This window comes from Luteimonas campi, assembly GCF_051162505.1.
Taxonomy (GTDB): domain Bacteria; phylum Pseudomonadota; class Gammaproteobacteria; order Xanthomonadales; family Xanthomonadaceae; genus Luteimonas.
In genome coordinates this window covers 853,020-868,751 of record NZ_JBNWEM010000002.1, presented here as the reverse complement: position 1 = coordinate 868,751, position 15,732 = coordinate 853,020, and the positions used below count along the sequence as shown (strand labels likewise).

Sequence of the window (15,732 nt, the reverse complement as noted above, 5' to 3'; positions counted from 1 at the left end):
CGTGCGCCGTATTTGCGTTTAGGCCGTGGCCCGCCGAGGCGTCTCCCGCAGGCTGGGTCTCGCCGCTGCCGGTGGGCCTGCGCAGCGAAATCAAGGAGGAGGCATGCGCGACGCGCATGCCGGGGGACATTCGCGGAGCAGGCCCGCCGGCAGCGGCGGGACCCAGCCGTCGCGATGAGCCGGCTCCTACAGGCTCCCTCACCCATCGCCGCACACGCGTTTTTCGCGACGACGCTGACAGCGACATGCATACGGCCCCGTTTTGCCCTGCGCCGGCCGAAAGCGCGACAATGGCGCGTTGACCGATCCCGCCATTCGAGCCGAGAACCGCGCATGTCCGATACGCCGAAGATCCTCTACACCCTCACCGACGAAGCGCCGTTCCTGGCCACCGCCTCGCTGCTGCCGATCGTGCAGGCCTTCGCCGGCGCCGCGGGCATCGCGGTGGAGACGCGCGACATCTCGCTGTCGGGGCGGATCCTGGCGCAGTTCCCCGAGCTGCTGTCGCCGGCGCAGCGCGTGAGCGATGATCTGGCCGAACTCGGCGAGCTGGCCAAGACGCCGGACGCCAACATCATCAAGCTGCCCAACATCAGCGCCTCGGTGCCGCAGCTCAAGGCCGCCATCAAGGAACTGCAGGCGCAGGGCTATCCGCTGCCCGAGTATCCCGACGAACCGCAGGACGCCGCGCAGCAGGACATCCGCGCGCGCTACGGCAAGGCCATGGGCAGCGCGGTCAACCCGGTGCTGCGCGAAGGCAACTCGGACCGCCGCGCGCCGCTGTCGGTCAAGAACTACGCGCGCAAGCACCCGCACCGGATGGGCAAGTGGTCGGCCGATTCGAAGTCGCACGTGGCGCACATGGACGAGGGCGATTTCTACGGCAGCGAACAGTCGGCGACGATGGCCGCGGACGACACCCTGACGATCGCCTTCCACGGCAGCGACGGACGCAACCAGGTGCTCAAGGACGGCCTGAAGGTGAAGGCCGGCGAGATCGTCGATGCCGCGCGCATGTCGCGCAAGGCGCTGTCGGCGTTCATCGCGCGCCAGATCGAGGACGCGAAGGCGCAGGGCGTGCTGTTCTCGCTGCACCTGAAGGCGACCATGATGAAGGTCTCCGACCCGGTGATGTTCGGCGTGGTGGTCGAGGAGTTCTACCGCCCCGTGCTCGAGAAGCACGCCGCGGCGCTGGCCGCCGCCGGCTTCAATCCCGACAACGGCATCGGCGACCTGTACGCGCGCGCCGGCGAGTTCGAAGGCGGCGACGCCATCATCGCCGAGCTCGAAGCGCTGTACGCGCAGCGCCCGGCGCTGGCGATGGTGAACTCCGACAAGGGCATCACCAACCTGCACGTGCCCAGCGACGTGATCGTCGACGCCTCGATGCCGGCGATGATCCGCGACTCCGGCGGCATGTGGAACGCCGAAGGCAAGCTGCAGGACGCCAAGGCGGTGATCCCCGACCGCTGCTACGCCGGCATCTACCAGGCGGTGATCGCCGACTGCAAGGCCAACGGCGCCTTCGACCCGGCCACCATGGGCAGCGTGCCCAACGTCGGCCTGATGGCGCAGAAGGCCGAGGAGTACGGCAGTCACGACAAGACCTTCCGCGCGCCCGGCGACGGCGTGATCCGCGTGACCAATGGCGCGGGCGAGACGCTGTTCGAGCACGCGGTCGAGGCCGGCGACATCTGGCGCGCCTGCCAGACCAAGGACGCGCCGATCCGCGACTGGGTGAAGCTGGCGGTGGACCGCGCCGCGATCAGCCGTACGCCGGCGGTGTTCTGGCTCGACCGCGCACGTGCGCACGACGCCCAGGTGATCGCCAAGGTCGAGGCGTATCTGAAGGAGCACAGCACCGGCGCACTCGACATCCGCATCCTGGCGCCGGTCGAGGCGATGAAGTTCTCGCTCGAACGGATCCGCCGGGGCGAGGACACCATCTCGGTCACCGGCAACGTGCTGCGCGACTACCTCACCGACCTGTTCCCGATCATGGAGCTGGGCACCAGCGCCAAGATGCTGTCGATCGTGCCGCTGATGGCCGGCGGCGGCCTGTTCGAGACCGGCGCCGGCGGCAGCGCGCCCAAGCACGTGCAGCAGTTCCTGGAAGAGAACTACCTGCGCTGGGATTCGCTGGGCGAGTTCCTGGCGCTGGCCGCATCGCTCGAGCACATCAGCCATCGCTGGCTGAACTCGGCCGCGCCGGCACTGGCGCGGGCGCTGGACGAGGCCAACGGACGCTTCCTGGACACCAACAAGTCGCCGGGCCGCAAGCTGGGCACGATCGACAACCGCGGCAGCCACTTCTACCTGGCGATGTACTGGGCGCAGGCCCTGGCCGCGCAGGACGAGGACGCCGCGCTGAAGGCGAAGTTCGCGCCGCTGGCCCAGGCGCTGGCCGCGCAGGAAGAGGCGATCGTCGCCGAGCTCAACGGCGTGCAGGGCCGCGCCGTCGACATCGGCGGCTATTACCGTCCGGACATGGACAAGGTCTCGGCGGCGATGCGGCCCAGCGAGACTTTCAACGCCGCGCTGGCCGCGCTCGCCGGCTGATCGCCCGCCACGCCCCGGCCCCGCAGACGGGACGGGGCCGCGGCAGCACGGGTCCGTCCGGGCCATTCCGCCTCTCAGCGGAACGCGGCGAGCAGCGCCGCCCACAGCTCCACCCCACCACGGACGCCGCGCGCCTGGGCCAGCCGCGCGGCGTCCTGGCGCGTGCCTGCCGCAGGCGGGGGGCGCTGCGCCTGGACGGGCGGCGCCGCCGCGCCGGAGGCGTCGGCCAGCATGCGCGCGGTCGCCGGGTCCTGGACGTGGCCCTGGTTGAACAACAGTCCGCCGTAGATGTTCATGCCATCGCTCCTCGTTGAGTGAAGCGAACGGTAGGCGCATGATCAGCGCCGAAAAAGCGATCCTTCCGCAAGCCAGCCTTGAACAGGATTCAAGATGTCCCGACCTCCGCTGCATGCGCTGCAGGGCTTCGTGGCGGCCGCCCGCCACGGCAACCTGACCCGCGCCGCCGAGTCGCTGCACCTCACCGTCAGCGCCTTGAGCCACCAGATGCGCGCGCTGGAGGAGCGGCTGGGCTACGCCCTGCTGGTCCGCGGCGCGCGCGGAGTGACCCCGACCGCCGACGGCCAGCGCCTGCTCGAGCGCATCGCCCCGCACCTGGACGCGATCGCAGAGGCCCTGCATCCCTATGCCGCGCGGCGCGGGCAGGTGCTGACCATCAGCCTGCTGCCGTCGATGGCCTCGGCCTGGCTGCTGCCGCGGCTGGGCAGCTTCCTGGCCGCCCATCCGGCGATCGAGATCAACCTGCAGTCGCAGACCGCGGTGGTGGATTTCGAACGCTCGCCCGAGGTCGACGCGGCGCTGCGGGTCGGGCGCGGACAGTGGCCCGGAACGGTGGCCGAGCACCTGTTCGACGATGAACTGGCGCCGATGGCCAGCCCGGATCTGGTCGCGCGCATGGGCGGCGTCGACGCGCGCCCGCTGTCGGAGTGGCCGCTGCTGGGCGACAGCGACGGGCAATGGAACCGCTGGTTCGCGCAGACCGGCGAACCGGCCCCGGCGCGCTACGTGGCCATGCTCGACGATACCGAGGCGCACCACCGCGCCGCCGCGGCCGGAGTGGGCGTCGCGCTCGGGCGGATGACGCGGGCGCGCCTGCTGCTGGAAGCAGGCCAGCTGGTGCTGCTGTCGCCCCGCAGGCTGCGCACCGCCAACGGCCACTGGCTGGTGTACCCGGAGCGTTCCCGCCAGCACCCCGGGTTCGCGCTGTTCCGCGACTGGCTGCTGGAACAGGCGACCGGCTATGCACGGGCGGCCGGATCGGCGGCGGGATGATCCGGGCGGTGGATGTGGCAGGCTTCGCCCACCTGTCGTCACCGGAGATCCCGATGCGCCGTCCTTCCGCTTCCCCGTTCCGTGCTTCCCTGCTGGTCCTTGCGCTGGCCAGCGCGGCTGTTGCCGCGCCCGCCGTGGCGGCGGACACGCCGCCCGCCGCCATCGCACCCGCGGCCGATGCCGCGCTGCAGGCGGTGCTGGCGGGCGACTGGCGCAGCGAGGCCAACCGCGCGCGCGACCCCTACCGCCACCCCGCCGAAACCCTGGCCTTCTTCGGCCTGAAGCCCGGCCAGACCGTGGTCGAAATCACTCCCGGCGGCGGCTGGTATGCCGAGATCCTGTCGCCCTATCTGCGCGGCCAGGGCCAGTACATCGCCGCGATCGTCGACCCGGCCGCGGTCGCCGAAGGCCGCGGCCGCGACTACCAGCAGCGCAGCAAGGACGCGCTGGAGAAGCGGTTCGCCGATGCGCCGGCCCAGTTCGGGGAAGCGAAGATCGTCGGCTACGATCCGGCCGCGCCGAAGTTCGGCGACGCGGGTTCCGCCGATCTCGTGCTGACCTTCCGCAACGTGCACAACTGGCGCGGGAACGGCCAGGCCGAAGGCATGTTCAAGGGCTTCTTCGACGTGCTCAAGCCCGGCGGCGTGCTGGGCGTGGTCGAGCATCGCGCCAAGGGCGAGGTGCCGGCCGACGACCGCAGCGGCTATGTCGGCGAGGCGCAGGTGATCGCAATGGCCGAGGCCGCCGGCTTCGTACTCGACGGCAAGAGCGAGGTCAACGCCAATCCCAAGGACACCAAGGACCATCCCAACGGCGTGTGGACCCTGCCCCCCGGCAACAACCACGACGACGCCGATGCGGACAAATACCGCGCGATCGGCGAGAGCGACCGCATGACCCTGCGCTTCGTGAAGCCCGCCGGCGAATAACCGTCCGCCTCGGCGACACCGGCACCGCGCGCGCGGGCGGCAAGGCTCCGCAGCCCGTTTCCGTGCCCGCCGTCCGTCACCTGCGTCGGCGTCCGGACGTCGACGCACGCACATCGCACGGCCCGGTCCGCCCCTGCCGCGTCGGCCACCGGGCCCTGCGCCGGCGACGACGCGCCGGAACCACCGCCGCGGCCGACGCTCGTCATGCGGCCGCGGCCTGTCGCACGCATGCGGACGGCCGCATGCGACGCGCTTCGCAGCCCCGCGCGCGCCGGTTCCCGTCGCTCCGGTAGGCTATCGCGCCGCCCGGCCGCGATGCTGCGTGCCTCGACGCCGGCTACCCGCCTCTTCCACAGGATCCCCATGCGCAAGACCTTCCTCGCCCTGACCCTCGCCGCCGCCGCGCTGCCTGCCCTTTCCGCCGAACCGCTGACGGTCGGCACCACGGTGCAGGGCCAGTTGCTGGCCAGCGACCGGCCCAGCGACCGCGGTGGCCGCAGCCACGACTACAGCCTGCGGCTGAGCGAAGGCCAGCTGGTGGCGGTCACGCTGAAGTCGTCCGACTTCGACCCCGTGGTCATCGTGTTCAAGCCCGATGGCGACCTGCTGGGCGAGAACGACGACCGCGACGACGGCAGCACCAATTCGCTGCTCGTGGTCACCGCGCCCGAGACCGGTGTCTACACGGTGCGGGTCAACTCCCTGCCGATGGGCGAAGGCCATGTCGGCGCCTACAGCCTGCGCGCCAGCGTCATCAGCGACGACTGACGGCCGCGCATGGCGCTGATCGCGCTCAACAAGCCCTTCGGCGTGCTGTGCCAGTTCACCGACCGCAGCCAGCCGCCGCGGCGCACGCTGGCGGAGTTCGGACTGCCGGCGGAGGTCTATCCCGCCGGCCGCCTCGACCACGACAGCGAAGGCCTGCTGCTGCTCACCGACGACGGCGCGCTCGCCCATCGCATCACCGATCCGCGCCACAAGCAGGCCAAGACCTACCTGGTGCAGGTGGAAGGCGCGCCGTCGGACGCGCAGCTGGCGCGGCTGCGCGCCGGCGTCGCGCTCAATGACGGTCCCACGCTGCCGGCGGACGCGGCGCTGGTCGAGCCGCCGGCGCTGTGGCCGCGCGACCCGCCGGTGCGCTACCGCCGCAGCGTGCCCGATGCCTGGCTGCGATTGACGATCCGCGAAGGCCGCAACCGTCAGGTGCGGCGCATGACCGCCGCGGTCAGCCTGCCGACGCTGCGCCTGGTGCGCGTGGCGATCGGCGCCTGGTCGCTCGGCGACCTCGCGCCCGGACAGTGGCGCGAACTCGACGCCCGGCCGGCATCGCGTGGAACAAGCTGAACGCGGGTCCAATTCCGGCCGCGCTGCCGGTCTGGTAACGTGTCCGGCCCGGATCGCCACGACGGCTTTTCCGGCCTCGACAGGGACCTCTGCGCGCAGATGCCGACAGGCAAGATCATCGCTGGACGGGTGCTGGTCGTCGACGATCAGCCGTCGAACCTGCGCATCATCAGCGCACTCCTGTCGCGCCAGGGCTATACGGTGCATACCGCCGAAAGCGGCGAGGAAGCCCTGGAAACGCTGCAGCGGCAAAGCGCCGACCTGCTGCTGCTGGACATGATGATGCCGGGCATGGACGGCTTCGAGCTGCTCGAGGAGGTGCGCCGGCGGCCGGAATGGTCGTCGCTGCCGGTGGTCTTCCTTACGGCCGCCCACGACCGCGACCTGTTGCTGCGCGCCTTCGATTCGGGCGCCGTGGACTACGTCACCAAGCCCTTCATGCCCGAGGAGCTGCTGGCGCGGGTGCAGGCCCACATCGGGCTCAAGCTCACCCGCGACCGCCTCGAGCGGGTGGCGCGCGAGCGCCAGGAACTGGTCAACCTGGTCGCGCACGACCTGAAGAACCCTTTGAGCAGCATCTTCTTCGCCAGCGATCTGCTGATCACCGGCCAGACCCGCGAAGACCGCATCCCGCGCTACCTGCAGATGATCCGGGACAGCGCGGAGGACGCGCTCGGCTATATCCGCCGCTACCTGGAGACCCAGGCCTCGGCGCGCTCGCGCGCCAATGGCGAGTCGGCGCGCGCCTGCCTGTCGGAGCTGGCGGGCTGGATCGAGCGGCGCTACGCGATGCAGCTGGAAGAGCGCGGCTCACGCCTGCGCATCGGCGAGCTGCCCGAGCAGACCACGGTGGCCATCGACGCCCTGGTCGTGCGCCAGGTCTGCGAAAACCTGATCAGCAACGCCATCAAGTACGCCCCGGGCAGCGACATCGACCTGGTGGTGCGGCCCAGCGCACCGGGCTACTGGCAGCTGCGGGTGGAAGATCGCGGCCCAGGCATTCCGCCGGGCAAGCAGTCGGAACTGTTCACCCCGTTCTTCCGGATCAGCACCGGCGATGCCGCGACCGACGGGGTGTCGACCGGGCTGGGGCTGTCGCTGGCCCGGCAGATCGTGGCCGCCTCCGGCGGCGAGCTGCGCTACGAAGACCGCGAGGGCGGTGGCGCGAGCTTCGTGCTGGAGCTGCGCGCGGCCTGATCACTGCGGCGGTGGTTCTCCACCGCCGGCGCAGCGTCCGCGCGGGCCTGGCGCAGCGCGGCGGTCGCAGCCGCCGCGCCGCCCGCTGGAATCATTCGTCCGAAGACGTGTTGCTGGTGTTGCGGACCGTCCGCGACGCGGTACCCCGCTGCGGATCGATCCGCCGCGCCTGCCCGTCGATGCTCTGGCCGGCCGCCTGCTTCTTGCGGTAGCGGTGCACCGCGTACCAGGCCGCGCCGGCGCCGACCACCGTGGCCACCAGCCACGCCGGATGACGGCGGACGAAATGTCCGGCCACGCGCGTGCCGGTCTTGGCCATGCCGAGCGCCGCGCCGGTCTGCAGCAGGGTGCCGGCACGGGTGGGCATGCCGTCGCGGATGCTGTCGCCCACGTGGCCAACGAGGTCCATCACCTTGTCGGAAATCGAGTCGAGTCTGCTCATGGATCGGGTCCTGGGGTCGATACAGGGAAAGTCTGCAGCAGCAGGCGTGGCTGCGGTGTGATCTGCGCGAAGGCCTCCACGGCGCCGCCGCACGCGAGATATTGCACCGGCGCCAGGGGGAAGCGGCGGGTGAGCGCGCCTCAGGTGCCGCGCGGCTTGGCGCGATGGGTGGCGGTGGCGTTCCACGGGTCTTCCGGCCAGAGATGCTTGGGATAGCGCCCCTTCATCTCCTTGCGCACCTCCGGCCAGGTCCGTTCCCAGAATCCGCGCAGGTCGCTGGTGACCTGCAGCGGCCGGCCGGCCGGCGAGAGCAGGTGCAGGGTCAGCGGCACGCGGCCGTCGACGATGGCCGGGGTTTCGCCCAGGCCGAACAGTTCCTGCAGTTTCACCGCGAGCACCGGCGGCTGCGGCTCGCCGTCGTGCGCCAATGCGTAGTCGATGCCGCGCTCCATGCCGGAGGGCACTCGGATGCGCGCCGGCGCCAGCCGATCGAGCTGCTGGCGCTGGTTCCAGTCGAGCCGCGCGCGCAGGCCCTCGGCCAGGGTCTCGGCACCGAGCGCGTCGAGCCGGCTGGCCCCGGCGAACAGCGGCCGCAGCCAGGCATCGCGGCTCGCCATCAGGGCCTCGTCGGACAGGTCGGGCAGGGCCAGCGCGGGCATCCACGCGCGCAGGCACTGCACACGCGCGCGCCATTGGCGCAGTCCCTCGCTCCAGGGCAGCACGTCCAGACCGAGTTCGGCGACCGCATCGGTCAGGGCCTGCGCGGCCTGGACGGGATCGACGCGACCGGCGGGTCGCACGTCGAGCACGATGCCGTCGAACCGGCGCACGCGCTCGGCCACCAGCGCGCGGCGCGTCGCATCCCAGCGCACTTCGTCGCGTTCGACGAAGCGCTCGGCAAAGGCGGCGCGCAGCGCGGCTTCGTCCACGGGCGCGCCGCGCAGCAGCAGCGAGTCGCGGTGCTCGAACCGCAGCTCGGTGGCCACCAGCCAAGGCTCGCCGCACAGGCTGCTGTCGTCGGCCAGACGGGCCATGCGTCCGTTGCTGAGCGGGTAGCGCAGGCGGTCGCGCGGATGCGCGCGCCCGATCCGGTCGGGGAAGGCGCGTGCGAGCAGGGCGCCCAGCAGGTGCGGCGGGGCCCCGGAGGGCGGCGCGGTCTCCCGCCCGAGCCGACGGCGCCACTGGCGCGCGGCCTGATCGATCGCGGCCAGCGTGGCGCGGTGCGCATCGGCCAGCGTCCGGCCGTTGCGATAGGCCGCGAGCGCCAGCCAGCGTTCGCGCCAGCCATCGCTGCGCGTGCGCAGCGGGTCGCGGGCCTCCAGCAGCGCCGCCAGGTCGCAGGCCAGCGCGCGTTCCGGGCCGTCGGCCGCGGCCAGCAGCATCGACGCCAGGCGCGGATGGGTGCCCAGCGCCAGCATGCGCCGGCCGTGGGGGGTGATGGCGCCGCTGCCATCGAGCGCGCCAAGCCGCTGCAGCAACTCGCGCGCCGCGGCCATCGGGCCGGGCGGCGGCGGGTCGACGAAACGTAGCGCCTCGCTGCCCCAGGCGGCGAGCTCCAGCGCCAGCGGTGCCAGCTCGCTGTGCATGATCTCGGCGCGGCGCTGCGGCTCCAGCCGCTGCGACTGCGGCCACAGCCGATACGCCCAGCCTTCGGCCACGCGACCGGCGCGACCGGCGCGCTGCTCGGCCGAGGCCTGCGAGACCGCGACCACCTCCAGCCGCGAGAAGCCGCTGTTGGGGTCGTAGCGCGGCTCGCGCGCCAGGCCGCTGTCGATCACCGCGCGCACGCCGGGCAGGGTGACGCTGGATTCGGCGACATTGGTCGCCAGCACCACGCGGCGGCGCCCACCGGCTGCCGGCTGCAGCACGCGCGCCTGCTGCTCGACGGGAAGATCGCCGTGCAGTTCCAGCACCTCCGGCGGCGCAATGGAGGCATCGCAGACTTGGTCCAGCGCCGACAGGGCCGCCGCCACCCGCGCGATCTCGCGCCGGCCCGGCAGGAACACCAGCACGTCGCCCGGATGCTGGGCCAGCGCATGTTCCACCGCACGCCGGGCCTGCGCTTCCAGCGCCTCGTCGCGGCGGCCGGGAAAATGATCCACCCGCACCGGGAAACTGCGCCCTGCGCTCGACAGCCGCGGCGCGTCGAGGAAGGCGGCCAGGCGCGCACCGTCGAGCGTCGCCGACATCACCAGCAGGCGCAGGTCCTCGCGCAGGCCGGCCTGCACGTCCAGCGCCAGCGCCAGGCCGAGGTCGCCGGCCAGGTGGCGTTCGTGGAATTCGTCGAAGAGCAGCGCCGCGACGCCCTCGAACATCGGGTCGTCCTGCAGCATCCGGGTCAGGATGCCTTCGGTCACCACCTCGATCCGGGTGCGCGCGGAGACCCGGCTCTCGAACCGGATGCGATAGCCGACCGTACCGCCGACCTCTTCGCCCAGCTGCCGCGCCATGAACATCGCGGCGCTGCGCGCGGCCACGCGGCGAGGCTCGAGCATCACGATCTTCCGGCCCGCCAGCCAGGGCGCATCCAGCAGCGCCAGCGGCACCTGGGTGGTCTTGCCCGCGCCGGGGGGCGCTTCCAGCACCAGGCGCGGATGCGCGGCGAGGCTGCGCTGGATCTCCGGCAGCAACGGCGTGATCGGGAACGTCATCGCGCCATTGTAGGAGCCGCCGCCGTCGCGACGTCGCGTGCTCGGTGCAGCCGCAGCCGCCGCGCCCGGCCTCCTACAATAGGCGCATGGACCTGATCGACATCGGACTCAACCTCAGCCACGACAGCTTCGACCGCGATCGCGATGCGGTCTGGCAGCGTGCGCGCGACGCCGGCGTACGCCGCGCCGTCCTGACCGGCGCCAGCCGCGAACACTCGCCGAAGGCGCTCGAGCTGGCGCGTACGCGCCCGGGCGATTGGTTCGCCACCGCCGGCGTGCATCCGCACCACGCCATCGAGTACACCGCCGAATGCGATGCGGAGCTGCGCGCGCTGCACGCGCATGCGGAGGTGGTGGCGGTAGGCGAATGCGGGCTGGACTACTTCCGCGATTTTTCCCCGCGACCGGCGCAGCGCAAGGCCTTCGAGCAGCAGCTGCAGATCGCGGTGGACACCGGCAAGCCGCTGTTCCTGCACCAGCGCGACGCGCATGCGGACTTCATGGCGATCATGCGTCAGTTCGAGGGCAGGCTCGCGCCCGCCGTGGTGCACTGCTTCACCGGCACGCGCGACGAGCTGTTCGATTACCTCGACCAGGACTGGCACATCGGCATCACCGGCTGGCTCTGCGACGAGCGCCGCGGGCAGCACCTGCGCGAGATCGTGAAGAACATCCCGGCCCAGCGACTGATGGTGGAGACCGACGCGCCCTACCTGCTGCCGCGCACCCTCAGGCCCATGCCCAAGGACCGCCGCAACGAACCGGCCTTCCTGCCGCACATCGTCGAGGAGCTGGCGCGCGACCGCGGCGAGGATGCCGAGGTGACCGCCGCCCATGCGACGGCCACGACGCAGCTGTTCTTCCGCCTGCCCGGCTGAGCCTGCCCGAACCGGGGCGGGCCAACCCCGCCCGCCGGGGCCTCAGCGCCGGACCAGTTCGACCCGGCGGTTGCGCGCGCGCCCCTCATCGGTGGCGTTGTCGCCCACCGGCCGGGTGTCGCCGAAGCCGGCCGCGGACAGCCGCGTGGCGTCTATGCCCTGCTCCGCCAGCGCCGCCACCACCGCCTGCGCGCGTTCCTGCGACAGCTCGCGGTTGCGCGCCGCGATGCCGGTGTTGTCGGTATGGCCTTCCACCGCCAGCCGCAGCGCCGGATCCTGCTGCAGCAACGCATGCACCTGCTCGATCTGCGGCCGTGAATCGGGCAGGATCTCGGCGCTGTCCACGGCGAAGTTCACCGAGATCGCGACGCGTCCGTCGGCATCGAGCTTCTGTTTCAGCGCATCGGCCGGCAGCAGCGCCGAGGTCTGCACGAAACCTTCGCGCTCCACGACCACCCAGCCTGCGCTCATGTACTCCAGGCGCGCATGCACCCACACCTGGCGACCGTCGGGCCGGTCGACGCGGTACACCCGCGACTCGTAGTCGTGCCAGCCGAAGCCCGTGCCGTCGCTGTAGGGCCCCTTGAGGTCGGTGCCATAGCGCTCCGAGGCCTCGCGCGGTATGCGCCCTTCGAACACCAGCACGCCGCCGGCCTCGTCCATCATCGCCTCGAGGTTGCGCCGCACCTCGTGCATCGACCGATTGCGCTCGCGCGTGGCGACCTGGCCGGCCCAGGTGCGGCCTTCGACCTCCTCGAAGCCGGTGCCGGTCCAGAACGGGTACATGTCGAAATCGCGCTGCCTGGGCCGGTTGCCCTGGTCGTAGCCTTCCGGCGCGGCGAGATAGGGAAACTCGTCGCCCCAGCGCGCGGTGGGCTGGAACGGCTTTTCCTCCACGATGGCTAATCCGGCTTCGTTGGAGGTGGTGGCCAGCTGCACCCAGACGTTGCGGTCCGCCTGGCGGATGACGTGCACGCTGGTCTGCGCATCCTGGTCGAGGTTCACCGCATCGATGAAGCCGCCGCCGATCTCGTCTTCCAGCTGGCCGTAGTACATGTCTCGCCGCAGCGGCCCTTCGAACACGGTCTGCGCGCCCGCTTCGGCCAGCACCGCTTCGAGGTTGCGGCGCAGCTCGCGGGCGGAGAATTCCTTGTCGGGCCCCTGGTCGCGGTCGACGGTGATCTTCGCGTTCCAGCTCGCGCCCTCGACCCAGTGCAGGCCGTCGCCGATGCGGAACGGGAAGCGCGCATGGCGGCGCTCATAGGGCCGGTTCTGCGGCCCGTAGCCTGCCGGCAACGAGAAGAACGGAAGCTCGCCCAGCGCGGCGCTGCTGGGCGGCACGCGCTCGATGTCGAATGCGAGCAGCGGCACCGGATTGCCGTCGCGATCGAGCACGTGCCCGCTGGACGCGGCGGGATCGGCCGGCGTCGCGTCGGCCGGTGGCGCGGCGTCGGGCGCCGCCTTCGTCGCGTCCCCTTCGATGGCCGCGGCCGTTGCCGCATCCGGCTGCGCTACCGCGCTGTCCTGCGGCGCATCGCCGCACGCCACCATCGCCAACGCCATCGTCATCGCACACGCGACCAGTGTGTCCCTGCGCATCCGCACTCCGTTTCGACGCAAAGCGCGGAGGTTACACGACGGCCGCGGCCCTTCGCAGCACCGGCGCGCGCATCGACGCTCCCGCGCGCGGCGGATACAGGTCACGGGAAACAGCTCAGCTGGCGCCGCGCTGCCGTTCGTAGGCCTGCAGATGCACCCAGGCCGCCCGCAGGCAGGGTGCTTCGATACCGGCCGACTGTGCGCGGCGCAGCATGTCGCCGACGATATGCCCGGCCTCCACGCGCGCACCGGCCTCCAGGTCGCGCAGCATCGACGCCTTCACGTCGGAGCCGCTATCGACCAGGCTGGCGCGCGCGATGGCACGCGCCTGCTCCGGCACCGGCTGGCCTTCCGCCGCGGCGACGGCCAGGCACTCGTCGTGCAGGGCCGCCATGAATCCCGCACCGCCCTCGGCGGCGACGATGTCGCCGATACTGGCGCGCATCAGGCAGGTGCCCGCCGCCAGCGCGGCGAGGAAACTGAACTTGATCCACTGTTCCTGCGCGATCCGGGGGCTGGCCCGATGGTCGATGCCCGCTCGTGCGCACAGCCCGGCGAACGCCTCCACGCGAACGCTGGAGCCGCCGTCGCGCTCGCCGAAGGTGATCGAGGCCGGACGCCCCAGATGCAGGATCGTGCCATCGCCGGCGAGCGTTGCGCTGATGAAGCACAGGCCGCCCAGCACCCGGTCGCGACCGAAGCGCGCGTCCAGTGCCGCGTAGTGCAGCAGGCCGTTGAGGATCGGCAGCAGTGTGGTGCGCTCGCCCATCGCCGGGGCCACTGCGTCGATGGCCTCGTCCAGGCCATAGGCCTTGCACGAGAGCACCACCAGATCGAACGGTGCCTGCGCGAGCTCTGCCGGCAGCGTATCGGCGATGAGCGTACGCACCGCCACCTGCGCATCACCCAGCGGGCTGCGGATGCGCAGCCCATCGCGCTGCAGCTGCGCCGCGCGCGCCGGGCGCACCAGGAAGCTGACGTCGGCGCCCGACTGCGCAAGGCGGCCGCCGAAGTAGCCGCCGGTCCCGCCGGCGCCGAGCACCAGCACGCGCATCAGTTGCGCAGCCCCACGCCGCGCTTGAGCAGCCACAGCGACAGCCCGCCCAGCGTGGCGATGAAGAACAGCATCAGCGCGTAGGCGATCCACAGCGGCACGTCGCTGGTGCCCAGCAGGCCGTAGCGGAAGGCGTTGACCATGTAGAAGATCGGGTTGGCGTGCGTGGCCGCCTGCGCCCAGGCAGGCAGCAGGGTGATCGAATAGAACACGCCGCCCAGGTAGGTGAGCGGGGTCAGGATGAAGGTCGGCACGATCGCCACGTCGTCGAATTTCTTCGCGTAGATCGCGTTGACGAAGCCGGCCAGCGAGAAGATCGTCGCGCCCAGCAGCACGGTGGATAGCGTCACCAGCGGATGCGGGATGCGTACCTCGGTGAACAGCATGGCGATGGCCAGCACGATCACGCCCACCATCAGGCCGCGCATCACCGCCCCGGCGACGTAGCCGCCGAGGATCACCCAGCTCGGCATCGGGCTGACCAGCAGCTCCTCGACATGGCGGCCGAACTTGGCGCCGAAGAAGCTCGAGGAAATGTTGCCGTAGCTGTTCTGGATCACGCTCATCATCACCAGGCCCGGGACGATGAACTCCATGTAGCTGTAGCCGCCCATGTCGCCGATGCGGCTGCCGATCAGCTGCCCGAAGATCAGGAAGTACAGCACCATGGTGATCGCAGGCGGCACCAGGGTCTGGCTCCAGATCCGCAGGATGCGCATGATCTCGCGGCGCGTGACCGTGCCGAGCGCGATCCAGTGCAGGCGCGTGCCCTCGACCGGCGGCTGCGCGGCGGTGCCTTCGTGGATCCGGCTCATGCCGCCTGCTCCTGGGCGCGCGCGCCGCTGCCGGTCATCCGCACGAACAGCTCCTCCAGCCGGTTGGACTTGGTGCGCATCGAGCGCACGCGGATACCCGCCGCATCGAAGCCGGCGAACACGCGGTTGAGATCCATCGCCCGCGGCATGTCGAGGTCCAGGGTGTGGTCGTCGAGCGCGACGAGGGTGGCACCCTCGATCGCCGGCAGCGCGGCGGGCAACGTGCCCTCGACGTCGAACAGGAAGCCCTCGACATCGAGCTTGGCCAGCAGCGCGCGCATCGGCCCCTGCTCGACGATGGCGCCACGGTCGATGATGGCCAGGTTGCGGCACAGCGACTCGGCTTCCTCGAGGTAATGCGTGGTCAGGATGATGGTGGTGCCGGCGGTATTGATCTCGCGCAGCACGCGCCACATGTCGCGGCGGATCTCGATGTCCACGCCCGCGGTAGGCTCGTCGAGGATCAGCAGGCGCGGCCGCGTCATCATCGCCCGTGCGATCATCAGCCGGCGCTTCATGCCGCCCGACAGCGTGCGGCTCATCATCCGCGCCTTGTCCCAGAGGAACGCTCTACGGAGCTCCTGCTCGGCGCGCGCCATCGCCTCGGCGCGCGGCACGCCGTAGAACCCGGCGTAGTTGACCAGGATGTCGAGCGGCTTCTCGAACATGTTGAAGTTGATTTCCTGCGGCACCAGGCCGATCTGGCGCATGGCCGCGCCGCGCTGCGCGGCCAGATCGATGCCGAACACCGAGACTTCGCCGCCGGTCTTGTTCACCAGCGAGGAGACGATGCCGATCAGGGTGCTCTTGCCGGCGCCGTTGGGACCCAGCAGGGCGTAGAAATCGCCCGGGGCCACGTCCAGGGACACGCTCTTGAGCGCCTGCACGCCATTGTCGTAGGTCTTGCGGAGGTCGCGGATCCGCAGCGCGGGTGCGCCCGGGACCGCAGTGGAGTCTGGGATCATCACCTGGGC

Annotated in this window: 14 protein-coding genes; 7 read left to right on the top strand and 7 right to left on the bottom strand. The window is 71.3% G+C overall.

Annotated features, from left to right (window positions below):
- Nucleotides 1-333 precede the first annotated feature (333 nt).
- The gene (locus ACQYVW_RS08790; protein ID WP_434946721.1) at nucleotides 334-2,559 is read left to right on the top strand and encodes an NADP-dependent isocitrate dehydrogenase; all 2,226 of its coding nucleotides are present in this window, start codon (nucleotides 334-336) and stop codon (nucleotides 2,557-2,559) included.
- 74 nt (nucleotides 2,560-2,633) lie between these two features.
- Here the strand turns inward: ACQYVW_RS08790 and ACQYVW_RS08785 are convergent, their stop codons facing one another.
- The gene (locus tag ACQYVW_RS08785; protein ID WP_434946720.1) at nucleotides 2,634-2,855 is read right to left on the bottom strand and encodes a hypothetical protein; all 222 of its coding nucleotides are present in this window, start codon (nucleotides 2,853-2,855) and stop codon (nucleotides 2,634-2,636) included.
- A 94-nt stretch (nucleotides 2,856-2,949) separates the two neighbouring features.
- Here ACQYVW_RS08785 and ACQYVW_RS08780 point away from each other — a divergent pair, with 94 nt between their 5' ends.
- The 5 genes from ACQYVW_RS08780 to ACQYVW_RS08760 all read left to right on the top strand — a co-directional run bounded on the left by ACQYVW_RS08780 (nucleotide 2,950) and on the right by ACQYVW_RS08760 (nucleotide 7,319).
- Nucleotides 2,950-3,849 carry a LysR substrate-binding domain-containing protein gene (locus tag ACQYVW_RS08780; RefSeq protein WP_434946719.1) on the top strand — a complete coding sequence of 300 codons (900 nt, stop codon included), beginning with the start codon at nucleotides 2,950-2,952 and terminating at the stop codon, nucleotides 3,847-3,849.
- Between the two features lie 53 nt (nucleotides 3,850-3,902).
- Entirely contained in the window at nucleotides 3,903-4,778 is an 876-nt protein-coding gene (locus tag ACQYVW_RS08775; protein WP_434946718.1) for a class I SAM-dependent methyltransferase, read from the top strand.
- Nucleotides 4,779-5,141: 363 nt separating this feature from the next.
- The gene (locus ACQYVW_RS08770; RefSeq protein WP_434936985.1) at nucleotides 5,142-5,546 is read left to right on the top strand and encodes a PPC domain-containing protein; all 405 of its coding nucleotides are present in this window, start codon (nucleotides 5,142-5,144) and stop codon (nucleotides 5,544-5,546) included.
- Between the two features lie 9 nt (nucleotides 5,547-5,555).
- The gene (locus ACQYVW_RS08765; protein WP_434946717.1) at nucleotides 5,556-6,122 is read left to right on the top strand and encodes a pseudouridine synthase; all 567 of its coding nucleotides are present in this window, start codon (nucleotides 5,556-5,558) and stop codon (nucleotides 6,120-6,122) included.
- Nucleotides 6,123-6,221: 99 nt separating this feature from the next.
- The gene (locus ACQYVW_RS08760) at nucleotides 6,222-7,319 is read left to right on the top strand and encodes a hybrid sensor histidine kinase/response regulator (RefSeq protein WP_434936795.1); all 1,098 of its coding nucleotides are present in this window, start codon (nucleotides 6,222-6,224) and stop codon (nucleotides 7,317-7,319) included.
- 91 nt (nucleotides 7,320-7,410) lie between these two features.
- Here ACQYVW_RS08760 and ACQYVW_RS08755 read toward each other — a convergent pair whose 3' ends face one another.
- Together ACQYVW_RS08755 and hrpB are read right to left on the bottom strand one after the other, a co-directional pair.
- Nucleotides 7,411-7,761 (bottom strand): hypothetical protein, encoded by a 351-nt coding sequence (locus ACQYVW_RS08755; RefSeq protein WP_434946716.1) that lies wholly within the window; start codon nucleotides 7,759-7,761, stop codon nucleotides 7,411-7,413.
- Nucleotides 7,762-7,901: 140 nt separating this feature from the next.
- Nucleotides 7,902-10,412 (bottom strand): ATP-dependent helicase HrpB, encoded by a 2,511-nt coding sequence (hrpB, locus tag ACQYVW_RS08750; protein ID WP_434946715.1) that lies wholly within the window; start codon nucleotides 10,410-10,412, stop codon nucleotides 7,902-7,904.
- An 86-nt stretch (nucleotides 10,413-10,498) separates the two neighbouring features.
- On the opposite strand from hrpB, the gene ACQYVW_RS08745 reads away from it, so the two are divergent.
- Complete coding sequence (locus tag ACQYVW_RS08745) at nucleotides 10,499-11,290, top strand: TatD family hydrolase (protein WP_434946714.1); 792 nt, start codon at nucleotides 10,499-10,501, stop codon at nucleotides 11,288-11,290.
- Nucleotides 11,291-11,332: 42 nt separating this feature from the next.
- On the opposite strand, the gene ACQYVW_RS08740 is transcribed toward ACQYVW_RS08745, so the two are convergent.
- From ACQYVW_RS08740 to ACQYVW_RS08725, 4 genes are all read right to left on the bottom strand, one after another.
- Nucleotides 11,333-12,889: an OmpA family protein gene (locus ACQYVW_RS08740; protein WP_434946713.1), complete on the bottom strand. Its 1,557-nt coding sequence runs from the start codon at nucleotides 12,887-12,889 to the stop codon at nucleotides 11,333-11,335.
- Between the two features lie 115 nt (nucleotides 12,890-13,004).
- Nucleotides 13,005-13,943, bottom strand: coding sequence for a 2-dehydropantoate 2-reductase (panE, locus tag ACQYVW_RS08735; RefSeq protein WP_434946712.1), 939 nt, complete (start codon nucleotides 13,941-13,943; stop codon nucleotides 13,005-13,007).
- Nucleotides 13,943-14,758: an ABC transporter permease gene (locus tag ACQYVW_RS08730; protein WP_434946711.1), complete on the bottom strand. Its 816-nt coding sequence runs from the start codon at nucleotides 14,756-14,758 to the stop codon at nucleotides 13,943-13,945. The genes panE and ACQYVW_RS08730 overlap by 1 nt, the downstream gene beginning before the upstream one ends.
- Nucleotides 14,755-15,723 carry an ABC transporter ATP-binding protein gene (locus ACQYVW_RS08725; RefSeq protein WP_434935758.1) on the bottom strand — a complete coding sequence of 323 codons (969 nt, stop codon included), beginning with the start codon at nucleotides 15,721-15,723 and terminating at the stop codon, nucleotides 14,755-14,757. Before ACQYVW_RS08725 ends, ACQYVW_RS08730 begins: the two co-directional genes overlap by 4 nt.
- Nucleotides 15,724-15,732: the final 9 nt, after the last annotated feature.

Coding starts and splice junctions, on each gene's coding strand:
- ACQYVW_RS08790 (WP_434946721.1), top strand. CDS start 334: ATGTCCGATACGCCGAAGATCCTCTACACCCTCACCGACGAAGCGCCG.
- ACQYVW_RS08785 (WP_434946720.1), bottom strand. CDS start 2,855: ATGAACATCTACGGCGGACTGTTGTTCAACCAGGGCCACGTCCAGGAC.
- ACQYVW_RS08780 (WP_434946719.1), top strand. CDS start 2,950: ATGTCCCGACCTCCGCTGCATGCGCTGCAGGGCTTCGTGGCGGCCGCC.
- ACQYVW_RS08775 (WP_434946718.1), top strand. CDS start 3,903: ATGCGCCGTCCTTCCGCTTCCCCGTTCCGTGCTTCCCTGCTGGTCCTT.
- ACQYVW_RS08770 (WP_434936985.1), top strand. CDS start 5,142: ATGCGCAAGACCTTCCTCGCCCTGACCCTCGCCGCCGCCGCGCTGCCT.
- ACQYVW_RS08765 (WP_434946717.1), top strand. CDS start 5,556: ATGGCGCTGATCGCGCTCAACAAGCCCTTCGGCGTGCTGTGCCAGTTC.
- ACQYVW_RS08760 (WP_434936795.1), top strand. CDS start 6,222: ATGCCGACAGGCAAGATCATCGCTGGACGGGTGCTGGTCGTCGACGAT.
- ACQYVW_RS08755 (WP_434946716.1), bottom strand. CDS start 7,761: ATGAGCAGACTCGACTCGATTTCCGACAAGGTGATGGACCTCGTTGGC.
- hrpB (WP_434946715.1), bottom strand. CDS start 10,412: ATGACGTTCCCGATCACGCCGTTGCTGCCGGAGATCCAGCGCAGCCTC.
- ACQYVW_RS08745 (WP_434946714.1), top strand. CDS start 10,499: ATGGACCTGATCGACATCGGACTCAACCTCAGCCACGACAGCTTCGAC.
- ACQYVW_RS08740 (WP_434946713.1), bottom strand. CDS start 12,889: ATGCGCAGGGACACACTGGTCGCGTGTGCGATGACGATGGCGTTGGCG.
- panE (WP_434946712.1), bottom strand. CDS start 13,943: ATGCGCGTGCTGGTGCTCGGCGCCGGCGGGACCGGCGGCTACTTCGGC.
- ACQYVW_RS08730 (WP_434946711.1), bottom strand. CDS start 14,758: ATGAGCCGGATCCACGAAGGCACCGCCGCGCAGCCGCCGGTCGAGGGC.
- ACQYVW_RS08725 (WP_434935758.1), bottom strand. CDS start 15,723: ATGATCCCAGACTCCACTGCGGTCCCGGGCGCACCCGCGCTGCGGATC.